Annotated in this window: 17 protein-coding genes and 1 pseudogene; 9 read left to right on the top strand and 9 right to left on the bottom strand. The window is 62.6% G+C overall.

Features of this window, described 5'->3' with window-relative positions; genetic code table 11:
• Positions 1-73 precede the first annotated feature (73 nt).
• Positions 74-1081 (top strand): zinc-binding alcohol dehydrogenase family protein, encoded by a 1008-nt coding sequence (locus ACVWZ5_RS21590; RefSeq protein ID WP_084942294.1) that lies wholly within the window; start codon positions 74-76, stop codon positions 1079-1081.
• Positions 1082-1145: 64 nt separating this feature from the next.
• Positions 1146-1472: a putative quinol monooxygenase gene (locus tag ACVWZ5_RS21585; RefSeq protein ID WP_062574016.1), complete on the top strand. Its 327-nt coding sequence runs from the start codon at positions 1146-1148 to the stop codon at positions 1470-1472.
• A 14-nt stretch (positions 1473-1486) separates the two neighbouring features.
• Here ACVWZ5_RS21585 and ACVWZ5_RS21580 read toward each other — a convergent pair whose 3' ends face one another.
• Positions 1487-2257, bottom strand: a complete 771-nt coding sequence (locus tag ACVWZ5_RS21580; RefSeq protein ID WP_280070622.1) for an SDR family NAD(P)-dependent oxidoreductase — start codon at positions 2255-2257, stop codon at positions 1487-1489.
• A 107-nt stretch (positions 2258-2364) separates the two neighbouring features.
• On the opposite strand from ACVWZ5_RS21580, the gene ACVWZ5_RS21575 reads away from it, so the two are divergent.
• On the top strand, positions 2365-2907 hold the full coding sequence (locus ACVWZ5_RS21575; RefSeq protein WP_280070623.1) for a chalcone isomerase family protein: 543 nt from the start codon (positions 2365-2367) through the stop codon (positions 2905-2907).
• Between the two features lie 115 nt (positions 2908-3022).
• Here ACVWZ5_RS21575 and ACVWZ5_RS21570 read toward each other — a convergent pair whose 3' ends face one another.
• The 3 genes from ACVWZ5_RS21570 to ACVWZ5_RS21560 are packed head-to-tail and all read right to left on the bottom strand — an operon-like array spanning position 3023 to position 5528.
• Complete coding sequence (locus tag ACVWZ5_RS21570) at positions 3023-4261, bottom strand: MgtC/SapB family protein (RefSeq protein WP_096050158.1); 1239 nt, start codon at positions 4259-4261, stop codon at positions 3023-3025.
• Positions 4246-5067: a helix-turn-helix domain-containing protein gene (locus ACVWZ5_RS21565; RefSeq protein ID WP_280070624.1), complete on the bottom strand. Its 822-nt coding sequence runs from the start codon at positions 5065-5067 to the stop codon at positions 4246-4248. Before ACVWZ5_RS21565 ends, ACVWZ5_RS21570 begins: the two co-directional genes overlap by 16 nt.
• 2 nt (positions 5068-5069) lie before the next feature.
• Positions 5070-5528: a hypothetical protein gene (locus ACVWZ5_RS21560; RefSeq protein ID WP_280070625.1), complete on the bottom strand. Its 459-nt coding sequence runs from the start codon at positions 5526-5528 to the stop codon at positions 5070-5072.
• Positions 5529-5646: 118 nt separating this feature from the next.
• On the opposite strand from ACVWZ5_RS21560, the gene ACVWZ5_RS21555 reads away from it, so the two are divergent.
• The gene (locus ACVWZ5_RS21555; protein WP_028688832.1) at positions 5647-6573 is read left to right on the top strand and encodes a universal stress protein; all 927 of its coding nucleotides are present in this window, start codon (positions 5647-5649) and stop codon (positions 6571-6573) included.
• 29 nt (positions 6574-6602) lie between these two features.
• Here ACVWZ5_RS21555 and ACVWZ5_RS21550 read toward each other — a convergent pair whose 3' ends face one another.
• Positions 6603-7151: a GNAT family N-acetyltransferase gene (locus ACVWZ5_RS21550; RefSeq protein WP_062574022.1), complete on the bottom strand. Its 549-nt coding sequence runs from the start codon at positions 7149-7151 to the stop codon at positions 6603-6605.
• Between the two features lie 177 nt (positions 7152-7328).
• Here ACVWZ5_RS21550 and ACVWZ5_RS21545 point away from each other — a divergent pair, with 177 nt between their 5' ends.
• Genes ACVWZ5_RS21545 through ACVWZ5_RS21535 form a run of 3 tightly spaced genes read left to right on the top strand, consistent with a single transcriptional unit; the run spans position 7329 to position 10277 of the window.
• Complete coding sequence (locus tag ACVWZ5_RS21545) at positions 7329-8255, top strand: universal stress protein (RefSeq protein WP_186599961.1); 927 nt, start codon at positions 7329-7331, stop codon at positions 8253-8255.
• Positions 8246-9613 carry an MBL fold metallo-hydrolase RNA specificity domain-containing protein gene (locus ACVWZ5_RS21540; protein WP_084942288.1) on the top strand — a complete coding sequence of 456 codons (1368 nt, stop codon included), beginning with the start codon at positions 8246-8248 and terminating at the stop codon, positions 9611-9613. The genes ACVWZ5_RS21545 and ACVWZ5_RS21540 overlap by 10 nt, the downstream gene beginning before the upstream one ends.
• A 19-nt stretch (positions 9614-9632) precedes the next feature.
• Positions 9633-10277: a hypothetical protein gene (locus ACVWZ5_RS21535; RefSeq protein WP_253249259.1), complete on the top strand. Its 645-nt coding sequence runs from the start codon at positions 9633-9635 to the stop codon at positions 10275-10277.
• A 42-nt stretch (positions 10278-10319) separates the two neighbouring features.
• Here the strand turns inward: ACVWZ5_RS21535 and ACVWZ5_RS21530 are convergent, their stop codons facing one another.
• From ACVWZ5_RS21530 to ACVWZ5_RS21520, 3 genes are all read right to left on the bottom strand, one after another.
• A complete protein-coding gene (locus ACVWZ5_RS21530; RefSeq protein WP_062574025.1) occupies positions 10320-10889 on the bottom strand; it encodes a GNAT family N-acetyltransferase in 570 nt (189 codons plus the stop codon).
• A 161-nt stretch (positions 10890-11050) separates the two neighbouring features.
• Positions 11051-11476, bottom strand: a complete 426-nt coding sequence (locus ACVWZ5_RS21525; RefSeq protein ID WP_028688838.1) for a potassium channel family protein — start codon at positions 11474-11476, stop codon at positions 11051-11053.
• Positions 11477-11714: 238 nt separating this feature from the next.
• Entirely contained in the window at positions 11715-11933 is a 219-nt protein-coding gene (locus tag ACVWZ5_RS21520; protein WP_023630431.1) for a hypothetical protein, read from the bottom strand.
• A gap of 298 nt (positions 11934-12231) precedes the next feature.
• Between ACVWZ5_RS21520 and ACVWZ5_RS21515 the strand changes: the two genes are divergently transcribed.
• Positions 12232-13092, top strand: coding sequence for an RNA ligase family protein (locus tag ACVWZ5_RS21515; protein ID WP_280070627.1), 861 nt, complete (start codon positions 12232-12234; stop codon positions 13090-13092).
• A gap of 14 nt (positions 13093-13106) precedes the next feature.
• Complete coding sequence (locus ACVWZ5_RS21510; RefSeq protein ID WP_186599963.1) at positions 13107-14252, top strand: AAA family ATPase; 1146 nt, start codon at positions 13107-13109, stop codon at positions 14250-14252.
• A gap of 15 nt (positions 14253-14267) precedes the next feature.
• Here the strand turns inward: ACVWZ5_RS21510 and ACVWZ5_RS21505 are convergent.
• Positions 14268-15122: pseudogene (locus ACVWZ5_RS21505) on the bottom strand (cyclase family protein); the annotation flags it as partial.
• Between the last annotated feature and the right edge of the window lie 98 nt (positions 15123-15220).

The raw sequence follows: 15220 nt of genomic DNA, 5'->3' as shown, positions 1-15220 counted from the left end.
GCCCCGTTTTTCCCAAGGACCGGACACGCCAGACTGGGTTCACGAATCAAACCATATCCAGCAGCGAGTGCCTATGAAAGCGATCGGTTACATCCAGAACGGCCTGCCCATCGAAGACCCTGCGTCCCTTCAGGACATCGACATGCCCAGGCCGATTGCAGGTCCCAGGGACCTTCTGGTGGAGGTCAAGGCCGTGTCGGTCAACCCCGTCGACACCAAGGTGCGTGCCGGCACTTTCACGGCCGAGCCAAAAATACTTGGCTGGGACGCGGCCGGTATCGTCCGCGAAGTCGGCCCACAGGTGACCCTGTTCAAGCCAGGCGACCAGGTGTACTACGCCGGCTCCATCGCCAGGCCCGGCAGCTACAGCGAATACCACCTGGTCGACGAACGTATCGTCGGGCACCAACCGCGCAGCCTGGGCGCGGCGCAGGCGGCAGCGCTGCCGCTGACGGCCATCACCGCCTGGGAACTGCTGTTCGACCGCTTAGGCTTGGTCGAAGGCGGCGGGGAGGGCGATGCCCTGCTGATCGTCGGCGCCGCCGGCGGTGTCGGCTCGATGCTGGTGCAACTGGCCCGGCAACTGACCCGCCTGACGGTGATCGGCACGGCCTCCCGCGCCGAGACCGCCGACTGGGTGCGCGAACTGGGCGCCCATCATGTCATCGACCACAGCGCGCCGCTTCACGGGCAACTGCAGGCCCTGGGGATCGAGTCGGTCAGCCATGTCGCCAGCCTCACCCATACCGAGCAACATTTCGCGCAACTGGTCGAGGTGCTGAGGCCGCAAGGTCGCCTGGGGGTGATCGACGACCCGCAGACCCTGGATGTCATGCCGCTCAAGCGCAAGTCTCTGTCGCTGCACTGGGAGCTGATGTTCACCCGCTCGCTGTACCAGACCGACGACATGGTGCGCCAGCACGAGCTGCTCGAGCGGGTGGCCGGGCTGATCGACCAGGGCATCCTGCGCACCACCCTGGGCGAGCATTTCGGTGCCATCAATGCCGCCAACATGCGCCGTGCCCATGCGCTGGTCGAGAGTGGCAAGTCGCGCGGCAAGATCGTTCTGGAAGGTTTCTGAGCCCATCCGACAGACAACGGCGGGCCGGTCGATCCGGCCCCTTGCGATTGACCAGGAGCATGATGTGAACCCACAAGACCATCCCCTCGTTTCCCTTGCCATCCTCAAGGCCAAGCCAGGCCTGGCAGCGTCGTTGAAAGCAGCCTTGCTGGCCTTGATCGAGCCGACCCGGGCGGAACCCGGCAACCGCGACTACATGCTTTTCGAGCGCAGCGATGAGCCCGGGACGTTCTACATGCGCGAGGCGTTCGACCACCAGCAGGCCCTGGACACGCACCTGGCCACCGCCCACTTCCAGCGCTTTGCCGAGCAGGCCGACCAGCTGTTGGCAGAGCCGCTGCAACTGGTCTTCCTTGACCCGGTGTCCACCGCCGTCGCGCCTCATCCCTGAGGAGGACCTGCGGATCACCAGGGAACGGGGCTGCCATCCCAGGCCCAGAACGTGCCGGTCTCTGACGGCCCGTGCTGGCCGACGAGTTCGAGGATGCAACTGGCGGCAAACGCTGGCGCGAACAGCTTTTCGAGGGGCACATTGCCCTGGAACGGGCGTGAAAGCAGGGTATCGGTGGTCCCAGGGTGCAGGGCCAGGACTGTCGAGGCGGGATTGAGCCGCTTGAGTTCGATGCTGGCCGTGCGCAACAGCTGGTTCAGTGCGGCCTTGCTGGCGCGATAGCTGTACCAGCCGCCCAGGTGGTTGTCGCCGATCGACCCGACCCGCGCCGACAGGGCCGCGAAGGTGACGGGCTGCCGGCGTAGCAACGGCAACAGGTGCTTGAGCAGCAGGACAGGGGCGAAGCCGTTGGTGGCGAAACTGGCCTGCAACCCCGCCAGATCCAGTTGCGCCAGCGACTTCTCGGCCCGCGCCGGCGGCGCTTGCAGCACACCGAGGGTGCTGATGACCAGGTTCAGTTGATCGCAGCAGCCACGAATCTGATCTGCCAGTGCTTGCAGCGCCTGTTCATCCCGGGCGTCGCAGTCGAGGCGAAGCAAACGGCGGCCATGCGTCTGGGCCAGCACATCCAGCTCAGGGCTGCTGGTTGCCTGTCGCGAAACAGCGAGCAGCAGCCCGACGTCATCACGTGCCAGCAGCTGCGAGCACAGGGCAAGACCGATGCCCTGGCTGGCGCCGCAGACCAGCACGTTGGCGGGTGGATTGAGATGGGGGATCAGGCTCATTGGGCAATCTACCTGATAGCTGCAGGTGAGCTTAAACCTATACACGATTTGATTTATCTGTACAAAAAACTATTATTGTACAAGTTAAGTCTTCTTGCAGATTCGTCATGGCATTCCTTGCGCGCTTGGCCTGTCTCTGCCTGCTGCTGACGTCGATGCCAGCGGCCATTGCGGACTGGCGTGCAGCGCTGCCGGCGGCCCAGCAACTGGGCAGTGGCGACTTCACCTGGTTCGGGCTGCGGCTGTACAGCGCACGCTTGTGGACCGAAGGTCCGCACCATGACTGGAATCAGCCGTTCGCCCTGGAACTGACCTACCACCGCTCATTGTCCCGGGACACGCTGGTGCAAGCCAGCCTTGAAGAGATGCGTCGCCTCGGCGCCGGTCGCGTGACGCCGCAACAGCTCGACGCCTGGGCCAAGGTACTGCAGGAGGCATTCGTGGATGTGCGCCCCGGCATGCGCATCACCGGCTTGTACCTGCCGGGGCAGGGCGGCCGTTTCTATGTCGATGACCAGCCCACCCGCACCCTTGCCGACCCGGCCTTTGCCCGGGCGTTCTTCGCCATCTGGCTGGACCCGCGGGCCCGGGACGCCCAGTTGCGCCTGCAGCTGCTCGGCCTGGCCGGCAAGCCCCGAGGAGGATCATGAACATGTACAGGGCGCTGTTGCTGGTCGCCTGCCTGGTGCTGGGGAGCTGTGGCTGCTCTTCCGCCGGCTGCCGGAGCCCGCGCCCTGAACCTGAACACGCATAGCCCCTGAACATCTACAAGAGCAATCCCAGCCATACCGCCCCAAGAATGACCAACTGGCCGGGAATTAGGTATCGAGCAAAACTGAAACCGCCGTTGCTCAGAGCCAGAGCACATTTGGTCAGCGCGTTTGCGGTCAATGCAAGTAATCCTGATATCACCAGGTCATCAATACCGAGCCTGCCGGCGATGACCAGCGAGGCGATCGAGGCAGTGGCCGCATGGACGTCGGCCAACCCGCTGACGAACGCCGCGACGTTCGCGCCGTTGTGTCCCAGATGCTGAAGAAGAAACGCCGAGAACAATGAGATGCCGGTTATGGCAGCGGTGACGGCCATAGCGGTCCAGAGACTGAACGCACCAGCCCCCGGCTGCGCCGCCGACCCGCCATGAGTCGAACGCCAGGGCGCCAGCAGAAGTACCCCATACACAAGCGTGGCCAGCGCACCGAGCCAGATCGAAGGCCATAAAGGCTCGAGCAAGCGACGATCAATGATGCCCAGCACCAGGGAAAACTGGGTGAGGCTGGCGAGATTGGACAATATGGCAGATCCGGCGAATGACCTGGCAGCAGAGCCTTGCTGACGAGCGCGGTGTGCGAGCAAGGCAATGGTGGCAGTGCTCGAGGCAAAACCCGATGCGATTGAGCTCAAGGGCAATCCGTACCGAGGCCCCATCAGGCGCATGGCTATGTGTCCCAAAGCGCCGACAGCCATCAGCAAGACCACCAGATTACAGATCGTACGCGGGTTGAGTACGTTGTAGGGGCCTAGAAACTGGTCCGGAGTCAACGGCAGCACCACCAATGCCACCGTTGACAGCATCAAGCCATTGCGCAGCTCTTCTTCGCTCAGTTGCTGCAGCACGAAATGATGCAATTCGCGTCGCAGCGCCAACAGCACGGTCAGTACCACACCCGCAGCGGCGGCGAGCTCAGGTTCATTCAGGCTCAGTGCGCCCAGTGTCAGTACCAGAAGCAGCGCAATTTCACTGGTAATGTCAGGGTCGTTGTCGACATGCTTTCGGTAATGCGTGCAGAGCATCAACACCAGTGCGAGACTCGCGACCGCTACCAGCACCGCCCCTGCCAGTACCATGCTGAGGTAGCCTAGCAACGCCGTGATAGCAAATGTCCGCAAGCCAGCGGCAGCTTGGCGTTCGTTACGTCCTTTCCTGCGCTCGCGCTCAAGGCCCACCAGCATGCCAATGCCCAATGCCACTGCACCGTGGCCCACATTCACGGCATCGAGCATGGTGCCTTCATAATGGCCCTGGCCTCCCATTCACCGTCGCCTTGTTGCAGCGCGATCAGTGCGGCCATATCAAGAATCTGCACCAGCCTGCCATGGATTTCGACGATACCCAGTGCGCGCAGGCGGGCGACGGATCGGCACACGGTTTCCAAGCGTAAACCCAGGTACGAGGCCATGTCTTCCCGGGACATCCGCAGCATGAAGCCATGGGCAGAATAACCGCGACAGGCGAAGCGCCCGGACAACTCCACCAGGAAGCCCGCCAGCCGTTGTTCCGCAGTGAGATTGCACAGCATCAGCACGCGCTTGTGTTCGCGCACGATCTCCCGGCTCATCAAGCGATTCAGGCTTTGTTGCAGGAACGGAAAGTCACGCGCCAGTGCTTGCAAGCGGTGATAGGGGATCGGGCAGACTTCGCTGTCTTCCAGGGCAATGGCGTCACAGACATGGCGCTCAGTGGCAATGGCATCGAGCCCAAGCACGTCACCCGGCATCCAGAAGTTGATCACCACACCCTGGCCCTCGGCGGTGTTCATGCGGGTCTTGAAACTGCCACAGCGCACGGCATAGAGCAGGGTCAGCGGGTCATTGGCATTGAACAGCGCGGCGCCCCTTCGCATGCGCATTCGCGGGCCTATCAATGCGCCCAGGCAGCTGTTGTCGTGAACAGGCAAACCGGTGGGAAGGCACAGACCGCTGACCCGGCAATCCCTGCATAGGGACACCGAGGGTTTCAGGTGGATGGGATTGGTCGTACACGAAACGTTGGGCGAGTCGAGCGACCTGACCTTCAATTGGCCGTACATTTTCAGGCCTCCTTCGCTCGTCGCTGATCGCCTTGGGCCCCTGCGTCAGTATGCATGCCGCGGGTGCCGCGAGGTGAACTATCAACCAGCATGTCAAGCGAATGGGGAGCCTCGAGGCGGCCTGTGAGCCGCTCGACAAATTGCTCGGCTTCGGCAGCCGTACTGAACCCCACCCGCCAGTCATCCATATGCACCCACCAGCGTTCCGGCTCGGAGCTTTTTTCGACATGGATGTTCATCAGCGCCTCCAAAGCATGGATAGGTAATGAAAGCGTCCATGCTGGCAGCGGGGCGTGGATCACACCGTCGCGCTGTTGAGCGAACACTTCGCAGGCAACCTCAGTGTCAGCGAGCCGGAAGCGGTGCGTGACCCGCAGCGCAGTATCTGCGGATACCTGAATGTGTCTGGAATATGGGAATAAAGTGCGCCAGCGAACGCTCGCCGCATTGATCCGTGTCAATGTCCAGCGTCTTGGGTAATGCCGTTGGTCTGCAGGCGCCTCCAGTTGACAAACATCAAACGTGCAAGACGTGGGAAGTAGATGCTCTGGCTACCTGGCGCAATCCCGGAGGTGAGCCATGCAAACGCCGCAAAGACTCCTGCTGATCGCATCGCCCCTGATGCGCCGAACCCCGGTCTACGACCGTGCAGCGGCCCTGGCCAAGGCCAAGGGGATGGCACTGCACATCGTGGCATTCGACTATCTGGAAGGACTTGCCACGGCAGGCCTGGTGAACGACCAGGCGCTGGCGGTGATGCGCGAGGGCTACGTGCGCCAACACCGTGAATGGCTGGAAAGCCAGGCACTGTCGATGCGGCGCAACGGCGTCATCGTCACCACCGAAGTGGTGTGGGTGCAGCATCCTTTGGACGAGATCCTGGTGCATTTGCGTGAACAGCCATTCGCCATGCTGATCAAGGCGCTCGAACATGAGCCCTGGTGGATGCGCGCCATGTTCACCTCGCTGGATATTCAGCTGCTGCGCGAAACGCGAATCCCTTTGCACCTGGTACACAACGCCAGCCAGGCATTGCCACGCAGGATTCTGGCCGCGGTGGACCTGTCCAGGCCGGAAGAACAATATGAAGGCTTCAACGACCAGATCATCAGTGAAGCGTTGAAACTGGCCTTGCAATGCAGTGCCCAGGTCGAATTGCTGTACGCCTACGACCTGGGCACCCTGTACCTGGGCGTCGACGGTAGCCGTGAGCACTCGTTCCTGTTCGACTCGAACCTCGCCCAGACCCTCCACGAAGCCCAGAGCGTTGCCTTCCAGGCGCTTGCCGAACGTAACGGGATCGCCGTCGAACACCGCCACATGCGCATAGGTGACCCGGCAAAGGCCCTGGCGCTGTTCATGGATAACAATGAAATCGATGTGCTGGTGATGGGCAGTTATCACCATCATGGCGTCGGCGGGTTCATCGGTAGCACTGCCGAGCGGGTTCTGCATCGGTTGTCCAGCAGTGTGCTGGTAATTTCGCCCGAGCGCTCCCAAGGCTGAAGCACGAGGCCCGCAAGGGCCTCGCCTGCTCAAGGCCGCAAATCCAGTTGGTGCAGGATCTCGCGCACATCTCCACCCGGATAGCATGATGTAAAGCCCAGAGCCTTGGCCAGCCGGTGCATGGCATAGTTGCTCGCCATGTCCCTGGATACCATGCGCTCAAATCCCTCGCGGCGTGCTGCCGCGATCAGGTGTCGCATCAGGCGCCTGCCCAACCCCTTGCGCTGCCAGTCTTCGCTGACCGCCACCGCACATTCGCAATACTGGCTACCGGCAATGCCGGCGTAACGGCTGATGCCAATCTGTTGCAATCTACCGTTTGCATGCACCAAGGCGACATAGGCCATGCACGGGGGATGATCGACTGGCATGCAGTGCGTGTTTACACCAGGCAAGCAGCCGCTGAGTCCGGCAATGAAACGAAAGCGCCGGGAGTCATAGGCAATTGTGCTGAGAAAGCGCCTGTCCCTTTCGTGGTCCTCCTCGCGTAGTGGGCGGATCAGCACCGCCGAGCCATCCTCGAGCTTTTCGACCCAGTGTTCAGCTGTTTGCGGCTGTGCGGCCTGCTGCCCGTTCATGGTGCCTCCTGATGACGTGATCAGTAGCTGTTGCAGCCGTTTTAACGTGGCGGGCCAGCGTGGTTCTGACAATCATCAAGTTCAGGCTGGGTAGCGGCTTTCTGATCTGTATCAAGCAACACCGACCCTTCGCGCGGAACATCGAACGCATCATGCCCACGAGCGCGGAGGTTCACCATGGGTCAGTATCGACATCTGCTGGTGCTGCTCACCGAAGTCGATCCACATTCCGCTGCTTTGCGCAGGGGGCTTGCCTTGGCCCAGCTCAGCGGTGCCAGCGTGCATGTGCTGGGCTTGTTCACGCCGAACCAGCAGCACCTGCTGCGTGAGGAGCGGCTGAATGTGGCCGATATCACGCGCCAATACGAGCACTACCGCGTGCAGTTGAAAGGCTTGATCGAGCGGTATCACGGCAGCGCAATAGCGCTGACGGTCGACAGCCTGAATGCAGAGGATGTCCGTAGCCAGGCGATCGATTACATCAGTGAGCTGCGGCCGGACATGGTCATCAAGGACAGCGAAGCTGTATCGGCCTGGGGGCGGCTGTTCGGTATCCCGTTGGATTGTGCGCTGATGCGTGGTTTCAAGGGTGTCAGCCAATTCGTGCCGGCGGCGGCCATCTCACTGCCGCGGCGTATCCTGATCGCCGTGGATACGGCATTCAGCGAGACGCAAGACGTCCAGGCCTGCTTCAACCGTGGACTGATCCGTGCTGCCCAGGCTTTGGCATTGCAATGCGACGCGCAGTTGCATCTGCTTTCGGCTTACAGCCTGGCTGGGGTATTCGCCTCGGACATGAACGTCACCCAGGTTTGGATCGAAGAGATGCGCGATGCACTGCAGGCACCCTTCGAAGCACTGGCCGACGCCGAAGGCGTTGCGCCGGAGCGCAGGCACTTCATTGAGGGCCGTCCGGTACAAGTGATCCGTGAACAGGTCGCGGCACTGGACATCGATGCCCTGGTGATGGGCGTGGTACAGCCCAAAGGGCTGGATAAATTACTGGGCGACACCACCGAACGTCTCGTCAGCCGTCCACCGTGCAGCATACTCGCGGTTCATCCCCAAGTCGCCGAAACCTGGGAGCCCTGGCCATGCAACTGACCTTTCTTGGCGGCACCGGGACGGTGACTGGCAGCAAGTTCCTGCTGACCCGTGGTAGCACGCGGATCTTGGTCGACTGCGGACTCTTCCAGGGTTTCAAGCAATTGCGCCTGCGCAACTGGGCGCCACCGGCGCCGGCACTGAGGGCGCTGGAGGCGGTGGTGCTGACCCACGCCCACCTCGACCATAGCGGCTATCTACCGGTACTGGTCCGGGAAGGCTATAGCGGGCCGATCTACGCCACGCCGGCGACGTGCGCCCTGGCGCAAATCCTCTTGCTCGACAGCGCCCGGTTGCAGGAAGAACAGGCTGAGCATGCCAACCGCCACGGTTACTCCAGGCACTCACCGGCACGACCGCTCTATACCGAGCAGGATGCCAAACGGGCCCTGGCACTGTTTCGCCCCGTGGAACTGCACCACCCGACGCCGATCGCCGAGGGCATGGAACTGCTGTTGCGTACCGCCGGACACATTCTGGGAGCGGCCACGGTCCAGATCAGCGCCGAAGGCCAGACCTTGCTGTTTTCGGGTGACCTGGGACGCCCCCAGGACCCGATCATGCGCGCGCCCGAGCTGGTCAGAACGGCGGACGTGCTGTTGATCGAGTCTACCTATGGGGATCGCAAGCACCCTGCGGAATCGACCGAGCAGTACCTGGCCAAGGTCATCAATGAAACGCTCCTGCGCCATGGCATCATCCTTGTGCCCTCGTTCGCCGTCGGCCGTGCCCAGTTGCTCATGCATTACCTTTACACGCTCAAGCGCGACCGGTTGATTCCTGATATCCCGGTGTACCTGAACAGCCCGATGGCCACCGATGCCACTGTCCTGTACCAACGGTACTGCAGCGAACATCGGCTGACAGCGGCTGAGTGCGCCGCCCTGTGCAAGAGCACGCACATCGTCCGCACGGTCGATGAGTCCAGGCACCTTGACCAGCTGCGCGAGCCTGCGGTGATCATCGCCGCCAGTGGCATGGCGACCGGTGGGCGGGTACTGCACCACCTCAAGGCGCTGGCCCCCAACCCACGCAACAGTATCCTGTTCTCGGGTTTTCAGGCCGGGGGCACGCGGGGCGCCGATATCGTCGCCGGTGCCCACAGCGTGCGTCTGCACGGCGAGGATGTGCCGATTCGTGCACGGGTGCATGCGATGGAGAACCTGTCTGCGCACGCCGATGCCGATGAGATCATGGAATGGCTGCGCGGGTTCACCCGGCCGCCACGTCAGACCTATGTCATCCATGGCGAGCCCCACGCTGCCGACACGTTGCGGCGGCGGATAAGCCTCGAACTGGGCTGGCAGGTGTGCGTGCCTGAGTATCAGGAAACCGTTGCCATCGACCCTGTGCGCTAGCCTGGCGCGGGAGGTGCTCATGACTATTCAAGCAAGGGCAAAGCTCAGGGCATGGATGCAACGTCCCAAGGGGAGCCTGGGCTGGATCCTGGCAATCGTTGTATTGCTGCTGGCCACGTCGGTCTACCGCGGACTGAGCCCGACCTGGCGCCTTATCATGCATGATCCGGCAGTACTGCTGGCCATACTGGCCCTTAGCGTGGCGCTAGGCTGGGCAGTGCAGCGGGGTGTGAGGCGCACGGTCGGCAAGGCTATCTTCAACGGCCAGGAGACAGGCTGGCAGGACCGCTTGGCGTTCCTGCGCTCAGTGGCCCGGGAATCGAACCTCCTGCTGGCGATGCTGGTGTGCCTGGCCTTGCTGGGCACGGGCACCTTAGGATTGGCGGGGCGTTCGGTGGCGCAGATCGCAGCGAACTGCGAGGCCAATCTGCAGGCCCAAGTCGACACACCCGAACATGAAAAGCTCAACGCGCTGGTCGGCAGACCCGTTTGCACGTGCCTGGCGCAAAGGTTCATGACACGCAATGGGATATTGCGCATGGCCTTGTTCGAAACGCCCCTGCAGGGCGTGACCGGTTTGAAAGCGCTCACGCCCGATGATGAGCAGCGCTGTCTCGAGCAGTTCGACCTGCTGCCCGAGGAGCCTCATGCACGCACGCCCTGAACCAGGCCGGCGCCACGACTGGTCATGGCGCGCGACTTCAGGTCAGCTCAGTGCAAGCCGGTGGATGACCTGGCTCGGATCATCGGGGTCGGTTGTCGTGGTGAATCCTGCGGCCTTGGCCAGCTCACGCATCGCCTGGTTGGCGGCTGAATCGATCGAATACATTTGCCGGAAACCTTTGCTCCGTGCCTGATCAGTCAGGTGCTTGAGCAGCAAGCGGCCAAGACCATGGTGTTGCCAGCTGTCGAGTACGGTGACCGCGCACTCGCAGTCATCTTGATCAGCACAGGCGGCGTAACGGGAAATGCCCACTTCCTGCAGTTCGCCGTCCACATGCGCCAGCGCGACGAAGGCGGCCTGGCGGTCCTGATCGACCGCCATCAACTGGTCGAGCATTGCCTCACCAGGCTCCTTGATCTGGCACAGAAAACGGTAGTGCCGTGATTCTGGTGACAGGCGTTCGATGAAGGCCCTTTCACGCTGCCGGTCCTTGGCTTGCAAGGGCCTGACAAGCACATGGGTACCATTGTCGAGTGCTTCGATCCAGTGCTCGCCAACGGGCGTAGGAAACGCCGAGGCAGCAGGTTGATGGGGAGGTTTGACGGGAGTCATGGCGATGCCCTCATGCGTCTGGAATGAACAGTGGGAAGACAGTTTCGGTGCGCAGCCTCGCTCCGACTTGATCGTTGTCAACTGCGCGGCTGGCGGCCACTTTCAGCAGGAAGACGTAGCGAGTGCAGGGGCGTGGCTGGTTAGCCGAATGGCCCCAGCGGCTATTTGGCTTTCCAGTACTTCTGCATTTCCAGAAACAGGAATGAAGCGGTCCAGGTAATCAGCACCAGGCCGGTCAATCCCTGCAGGCCCGTGAGGTACTTGAGGTGCCCGCTGGGGGCAACATCACCGAAGCCGATGGTGGTGTAGGTGGTAAAGGAGAAGTACACGCAGTCCAGAAGACTTCCGTCGAAATTGCCGTTGAGCGTGCCCCAGCCTTTGGCATGGACCATCAGGTAGTAGGCCAGGGCAAAGCACCAGACCTCCAGGGCATGGGCCAACAGAGCGCCGAATACGCCCGCCACGATACGAAACCGGCTCCAGAGCTTGAGGCGCGGTAGCCAGTCATTCAGACGCAGCAGGCATTCGTAGTGGATGATCACCACCAGGATCACGACCAGCATGTTGATCAGCGTGACGGTGAGCATCGCAGGAACTCTAGGAAGGGCGGTTCATCTCGTGCATGTCGACATGCTTAGCCAGTAGGACCGTTGGCCTCGCACTTACGACTCAGGGTGGCGCTATCGCGCCGAGAGGCCTTGATATTTATCAAGAATGGACCAGCGCCGGACTGAATGGGTCAACGCTGCCATGGCTTCGCGGCGCCACGGCGCAGGAGCAAGGGTAGGGCGGTCGCGAGACACGATGCCGCGCCGCCCGGACACGTCAGTCTTTGCTGGCGTTGAGCTTGCGCAGCTCTTCGTAGGTGGCGGACTGGACAAACCAGAAGCCGGAAACGATGCACCAGCCGAGGCTGCCGACCACGAACACACCCAGGGCAGGCAGGAACCCGCCGGTGAACAGGGTGATGAGCGCGAAGAGCCAGATAACGGCCAGGGAAACGTAGAGGACGATGTTGTTGACGCTGATGACGAAGTCTTTCACGAAGCCTATTCCTTGCGGGATTTCAAAAGATTGCCCCTCCAGGGGCGCGCGGATGCTATCACATTGCTTTCATTGAGGGCTTGACTTGCTGACGGCACATGCTGTTGAATGCGCGCCCTCGAATCCCCGCAACCTTTTCCCAAAGTGGTGAAGCCAGTGCCCTGCGCCATCAAACACGCCTGATACCGACGACGGTCCATCGTGCCTGATGGCTGCCCGCGCCTGCGCGCGGCGGCGCTTCATCCTCGTACCTGCCTGATCCTGTCGTCGGTTTTTCCCTATTTCCAAGGAGAAACCCATGAACATGGATTTTCGTGCCGACGCACATTCCCTCGAACTGCTCAAATACCCTCGCACACCCCATCTGCAAGGCTCGCGCCTGCAGGACGACGACAGCGATGCCGGCCAGGTGGCCTATGGCACGTTGACCGGCCAATGGCTGGTGGTGGAAGAGAAACTCGACGGCGCCAACGCCGGCATCAGCTTTAGCAACGGTGGAGAACTCCGCCTGCAGTCGCGTGGCCACTACCTCACCGGCGGTGGCCGCGAGCGCCAGTTCAACCTGTTCAAGCAATGGGCCGTCGCCCACGAGCACTGGTTGCTGGAGCGTCTTGAAGACCGCTTCGTGCTGTATGGCGAGTGGCTGCACAAGAAGCACTCGGTGTTCTACGACCACCTGCCGCATTTTTTCTGCGAGTTCGACGTGTGGGACCGCGCCACGGGGCTGTTCCTGTCCACCGCGGCGCGCCGCCGCCTGCTCGCCGACGGCCCGGTGCTGTCGGTGCCGGTGCTGTACGAAGGCCCGGCACCGCGCCGCTACGCCGAGCTGATGGCGTTGCTCGGCGACTCGCTGGCCAAGACCGCGCAATGGCGCGAAGTGTTCGAGCAGGTGGTGCGCCGCGAAGGCCTCGATCTGGCCCGCGCCTGGCGCCAGTGCGACCGCTCGAGCCGCATGGAGGGGCTGTACCTGAAGCTTGAAGACGAGCGCCAGACCCTGGGCCGGCTCAAGTGGGTGCGCCAGGACTTCGTCCAGGCCATCCTCGACGCCGACCAGCACCATGCCAACCAACCGTACATACCCAATCAACTGGCCGCCGGCGTCGATCTCTACGCACCGCGCCTGTCCCAGGACTGGCACGGCGCACGCCGCGGCGATTGAAGGAGCTTCCTGAAATGGATATTCGACAACTGCAACAACTGGTGCCCGACCCCGGGCACGACATGGACAGCGCCGCTTGCCTGGCGGCCATCCCGGCCCTGGCACGCCTGGCCGACACCCCGCAGGATCCGACCTATCACGCCGAGGGCGATGTATGGGTCCATACCCGCCTGGTGGTCGAGGCGCTGCTGGCGCAGCGCGCCTACCGCGACGCCAGCGCCGAGCAGCGCTTCGTGCTGTTCTTCGCCGCCTTGCTGCATGACATCGCCAAGCCCGACACCACGGTGATCGACCCGCAGACCGGGCGCATCGGCCAACCCGGCCACTCGCGCCGGGGCGCGGTGGATGCGCGTCTGCTGTTGTGGCGCGCCGGCGTGCCGTTCGCGCTGCGCGAACAGATCTGCCGGATCATCACTGTGCATCAACTGCCGTTCTTTGCCCTGCAGGGTGACCGCAGCGGACGCAGCGCGGAGTTCCTGCTGCACAAGCTGTCCTGGGAGCTGCCGGTGTGGATGCTCTGTGCGGTGGCCGAGGCTGACATGCAGGGGCGCCACTATGCCGGGAAGGCCGATGTGCTGATCGCCATCGAACTGTGGCGCGATCTGGCGGCAGAGGAGGGGTGCTTGCATGGGCCCAGGGCGTTTGCTGACGACTACACGCGCATTCAATACCTGCGTGGCGCCCGTGTGCATCCGGACTATGCGTTGCATGAACCCCAAGGGTCCCAGGTGGTGATGCTCTCGGGCCTGCCGGCCAGCGGCAAGGACACCTGGACCGCCCGACACCACCCGGACCTGCCAGTGGTGTCGTTCGACGACGCGCGCCAGGCCCTGGGCCTGCGTCACGGCCAGAACGAAGGCGCCGCCGCGCACTACGCCATCGACCGGGCCAAGGCACTGTTGCGTGAGCGCAGGCCCTTCGTGTGGAACTCGACGCACCTGTCGGCGCAGATGCGCAGCCGTACCCTGGACTTGTTGTATGGCTACGGGGCGCAAGTGGAGATCGTCTACCTGGAGCGGCCGGAGGACGAGGTCATGCGGCGTAACCAGCGACGGGATACATCGCTGCGCAATGACGATATACGGCGGATGCTGTTCAAGTGGGAGGTGCCGCTGCCGACCGAGGCGCATCGGGTGAGGTATGAGGTGGTGACGGGGTGAGCGGCACCCGATCGATCAGTAGATGGCCACTGGGTTGATATTGACCTGCGTCGAACCCTTGTACAGCGGCTGACCCAGCACGAACAGGAACTCGAAGGCCTTGTCGCGTACCAGGGCGCGGGTGTCGATCAGCTCCAGGTTGTAGATGCCGCGCTTGGCCAGCATGAACTGGTTGACCGGGAACTCCTCACCGGTAGGGTTCGGGTAGACCTCCGAGGCCCAGGTGTCGCCGCCGAAGGCAACGATGCCCTGGTCGGCCAGCCACTCGGCCGCCGGCAGGTCGATGCCTGGCTCGGTGGCGAGGAACTGCGCGTTGTCCTTGCCAATCAGCTCCAGCCAGCCGGTGTTGAACAGCACCACGTCACCCTTGCGCAGAGTGATGCCTTGTCGCTTGAGCACCGCCTTGATGTCGTTGACGGTGAACGACGTACCGCCCGGCACGATGGCCTTGCCATAGTAGGCGGTCATGTCCAGCACCACGCCGCGGGTGACCATCGGCGGCACTTTTTCCACACCGAGCTTGGTCACGCCTTCGACGGTGACGAAGTCGGCGGCCTTGTTGCCGTTGTAGTAGACGTTGTCGATACCGATATGGCCGATGCCGTTGAGCTGGGTGCCGACGCCGGTCCAGCCGTTGACCAACTCGTCGTTGAAGCTGAACTTGTTCTTGCCCAGGGTCTGGCCGGCCTGTTCGCCGGGCTGGATGTTGTAGAGGTGGAAGCTGCGGTGGCGGAAGGCAGGCAGGTCCTTGCTGACGGGGACGGCGAGGGGGTAGGTCTTGCCGGTCTTGACCAGGGTGATGGCTTGCTTGACCACCTCGGGGGTGAGGAGGTTGGCGGCGCCGATTTCGTCGTTTGGGCCGTAGGGGGAGGATTGTTCTGGTCAAGTTTTTCCGGACACCGATTACGGTGATCAAGCCGCCTGCTGCTCCATGGCTATTGGCGACAGGTAGTTGTTGTAGCTGTGGA

It is taken from the genome of Pseudomonas sp. TE6283, from assembly GCF_054060555.1.
Note: the sequence above shows the minus strand (reverse complement) of the source record. Positions and strands in the feature narration are given on the sequence as shown.

What these genes read in the sequence shown, in the direction of transcription:
- ACVWZ5_RS21565 (WP_280070624.1), bottom strand. Translation starts at nt 5,067, where the DNA reads ATGTACGGCCAATTGAAGGTCAGGTCGCTCGACTCGCCCAACGTTTCG.
- ACVWZ5_RS21540 (WP_084942288.1), top strand. Translation starts at nt 8,246, where the DNA reads ATGCAACTGACCTTTCTTGGCGGCACCGGGACGGTGACTGGCAGCAAG.
- ACVWZ5_RS21530 (WP_062574025.1), bottom strand. Translation starts at nt 10,889, where the DNA reads ATGACTCCCGTCAAACCTCCCCATCAACCTGCTGCCTCGGCGTTTCCT.
- ACVWZ5_RS21535 (WP_253249259.1), top strand. Translation starts at nt 9,633, where the DNA reads ATGACTATTCAAGCAAGGGCAAAGCTCAGGGCATGGATGCAACGTCCC.
- ACVWZ5_RS21590 (WP_084942294.1), top strand. Translation starts at nt 74, where the DNA reads ATGAAAGCGATCGGTTACATCCAGAACGGCCTGCCCATCGAAGACCCT.
- ACVWZ5_RS21575 (WP_280070623.1), top strand. Translation starts at nt 2,365, where the DNA reads ATGGCATTCCTTGCGCGCTTGGCCTGTCTCTGCCTGCTGCTGACGTCG.
- ACVWZ5_RS21555 (WP_028688832.1), top strand. Translation starts at nt 5,647, where the DNA reads ATGCAAACGCCGCAAAGACTCCTGCTGATCGCATCGCCCCTGATGCGC.
- ACVWZ5_RS21550 (WP_062574022.1), bottom strand. Translation starts at nt 7,151, where the DNA reads ATGAACGGGCAGCAGGCCGCACAGCCGCAAACAGCTGAACACTGGGTC.
- ACVWZ5_RS21570 (WP_096050158.1), bottom strand. Translation starts at nt 4,261, where the DNA reads ATGCTCGATGCCGTGAATGTGGGCCACGGTGCAGTGGCATTGGGCATT.
- ACVWZ5_RS21525 (WP_028688838.1), bottom strand. Translation starts at nt 11,476, where the DNA reads ATGCTCACCGTCACGCTGATCAACATGCTGGTCGTGATCCTGGTGGTG.
- ACVWZ5_RS21545 (WP_186599961.1), top strand. Translation starts at nt 7,329, where the DNA reads ATGGGTCAGTATCGACATCTGCTGGTGCTGCTCACCGAAGTCGATCCA.
- ACVWZ5_RS21580 (WP_280070622.1), bottom strand. Translation starts at nt 2,257, where the DNA reads ATGAGCCTGATCCCCCATCTCAATCCACCCGCCAACGTGCTGGTCTGC.
- ACVWZ5_RS21515 (WP_280070627.1), top strand. Translation starts at nt 12,232, where the DNA reads ATGAACATGGATTTTCGTGCCGACGCACATTCCCTCGAACTGCTCAAA.
- ACVWZ5_RS21510 (WP_186599963.1), top strand. Translation starts at nt 13,107, where the DNA reads ATGGATATTCGACAACTGCAACAACTGGTGCCCGACCCCGGGCACGAC.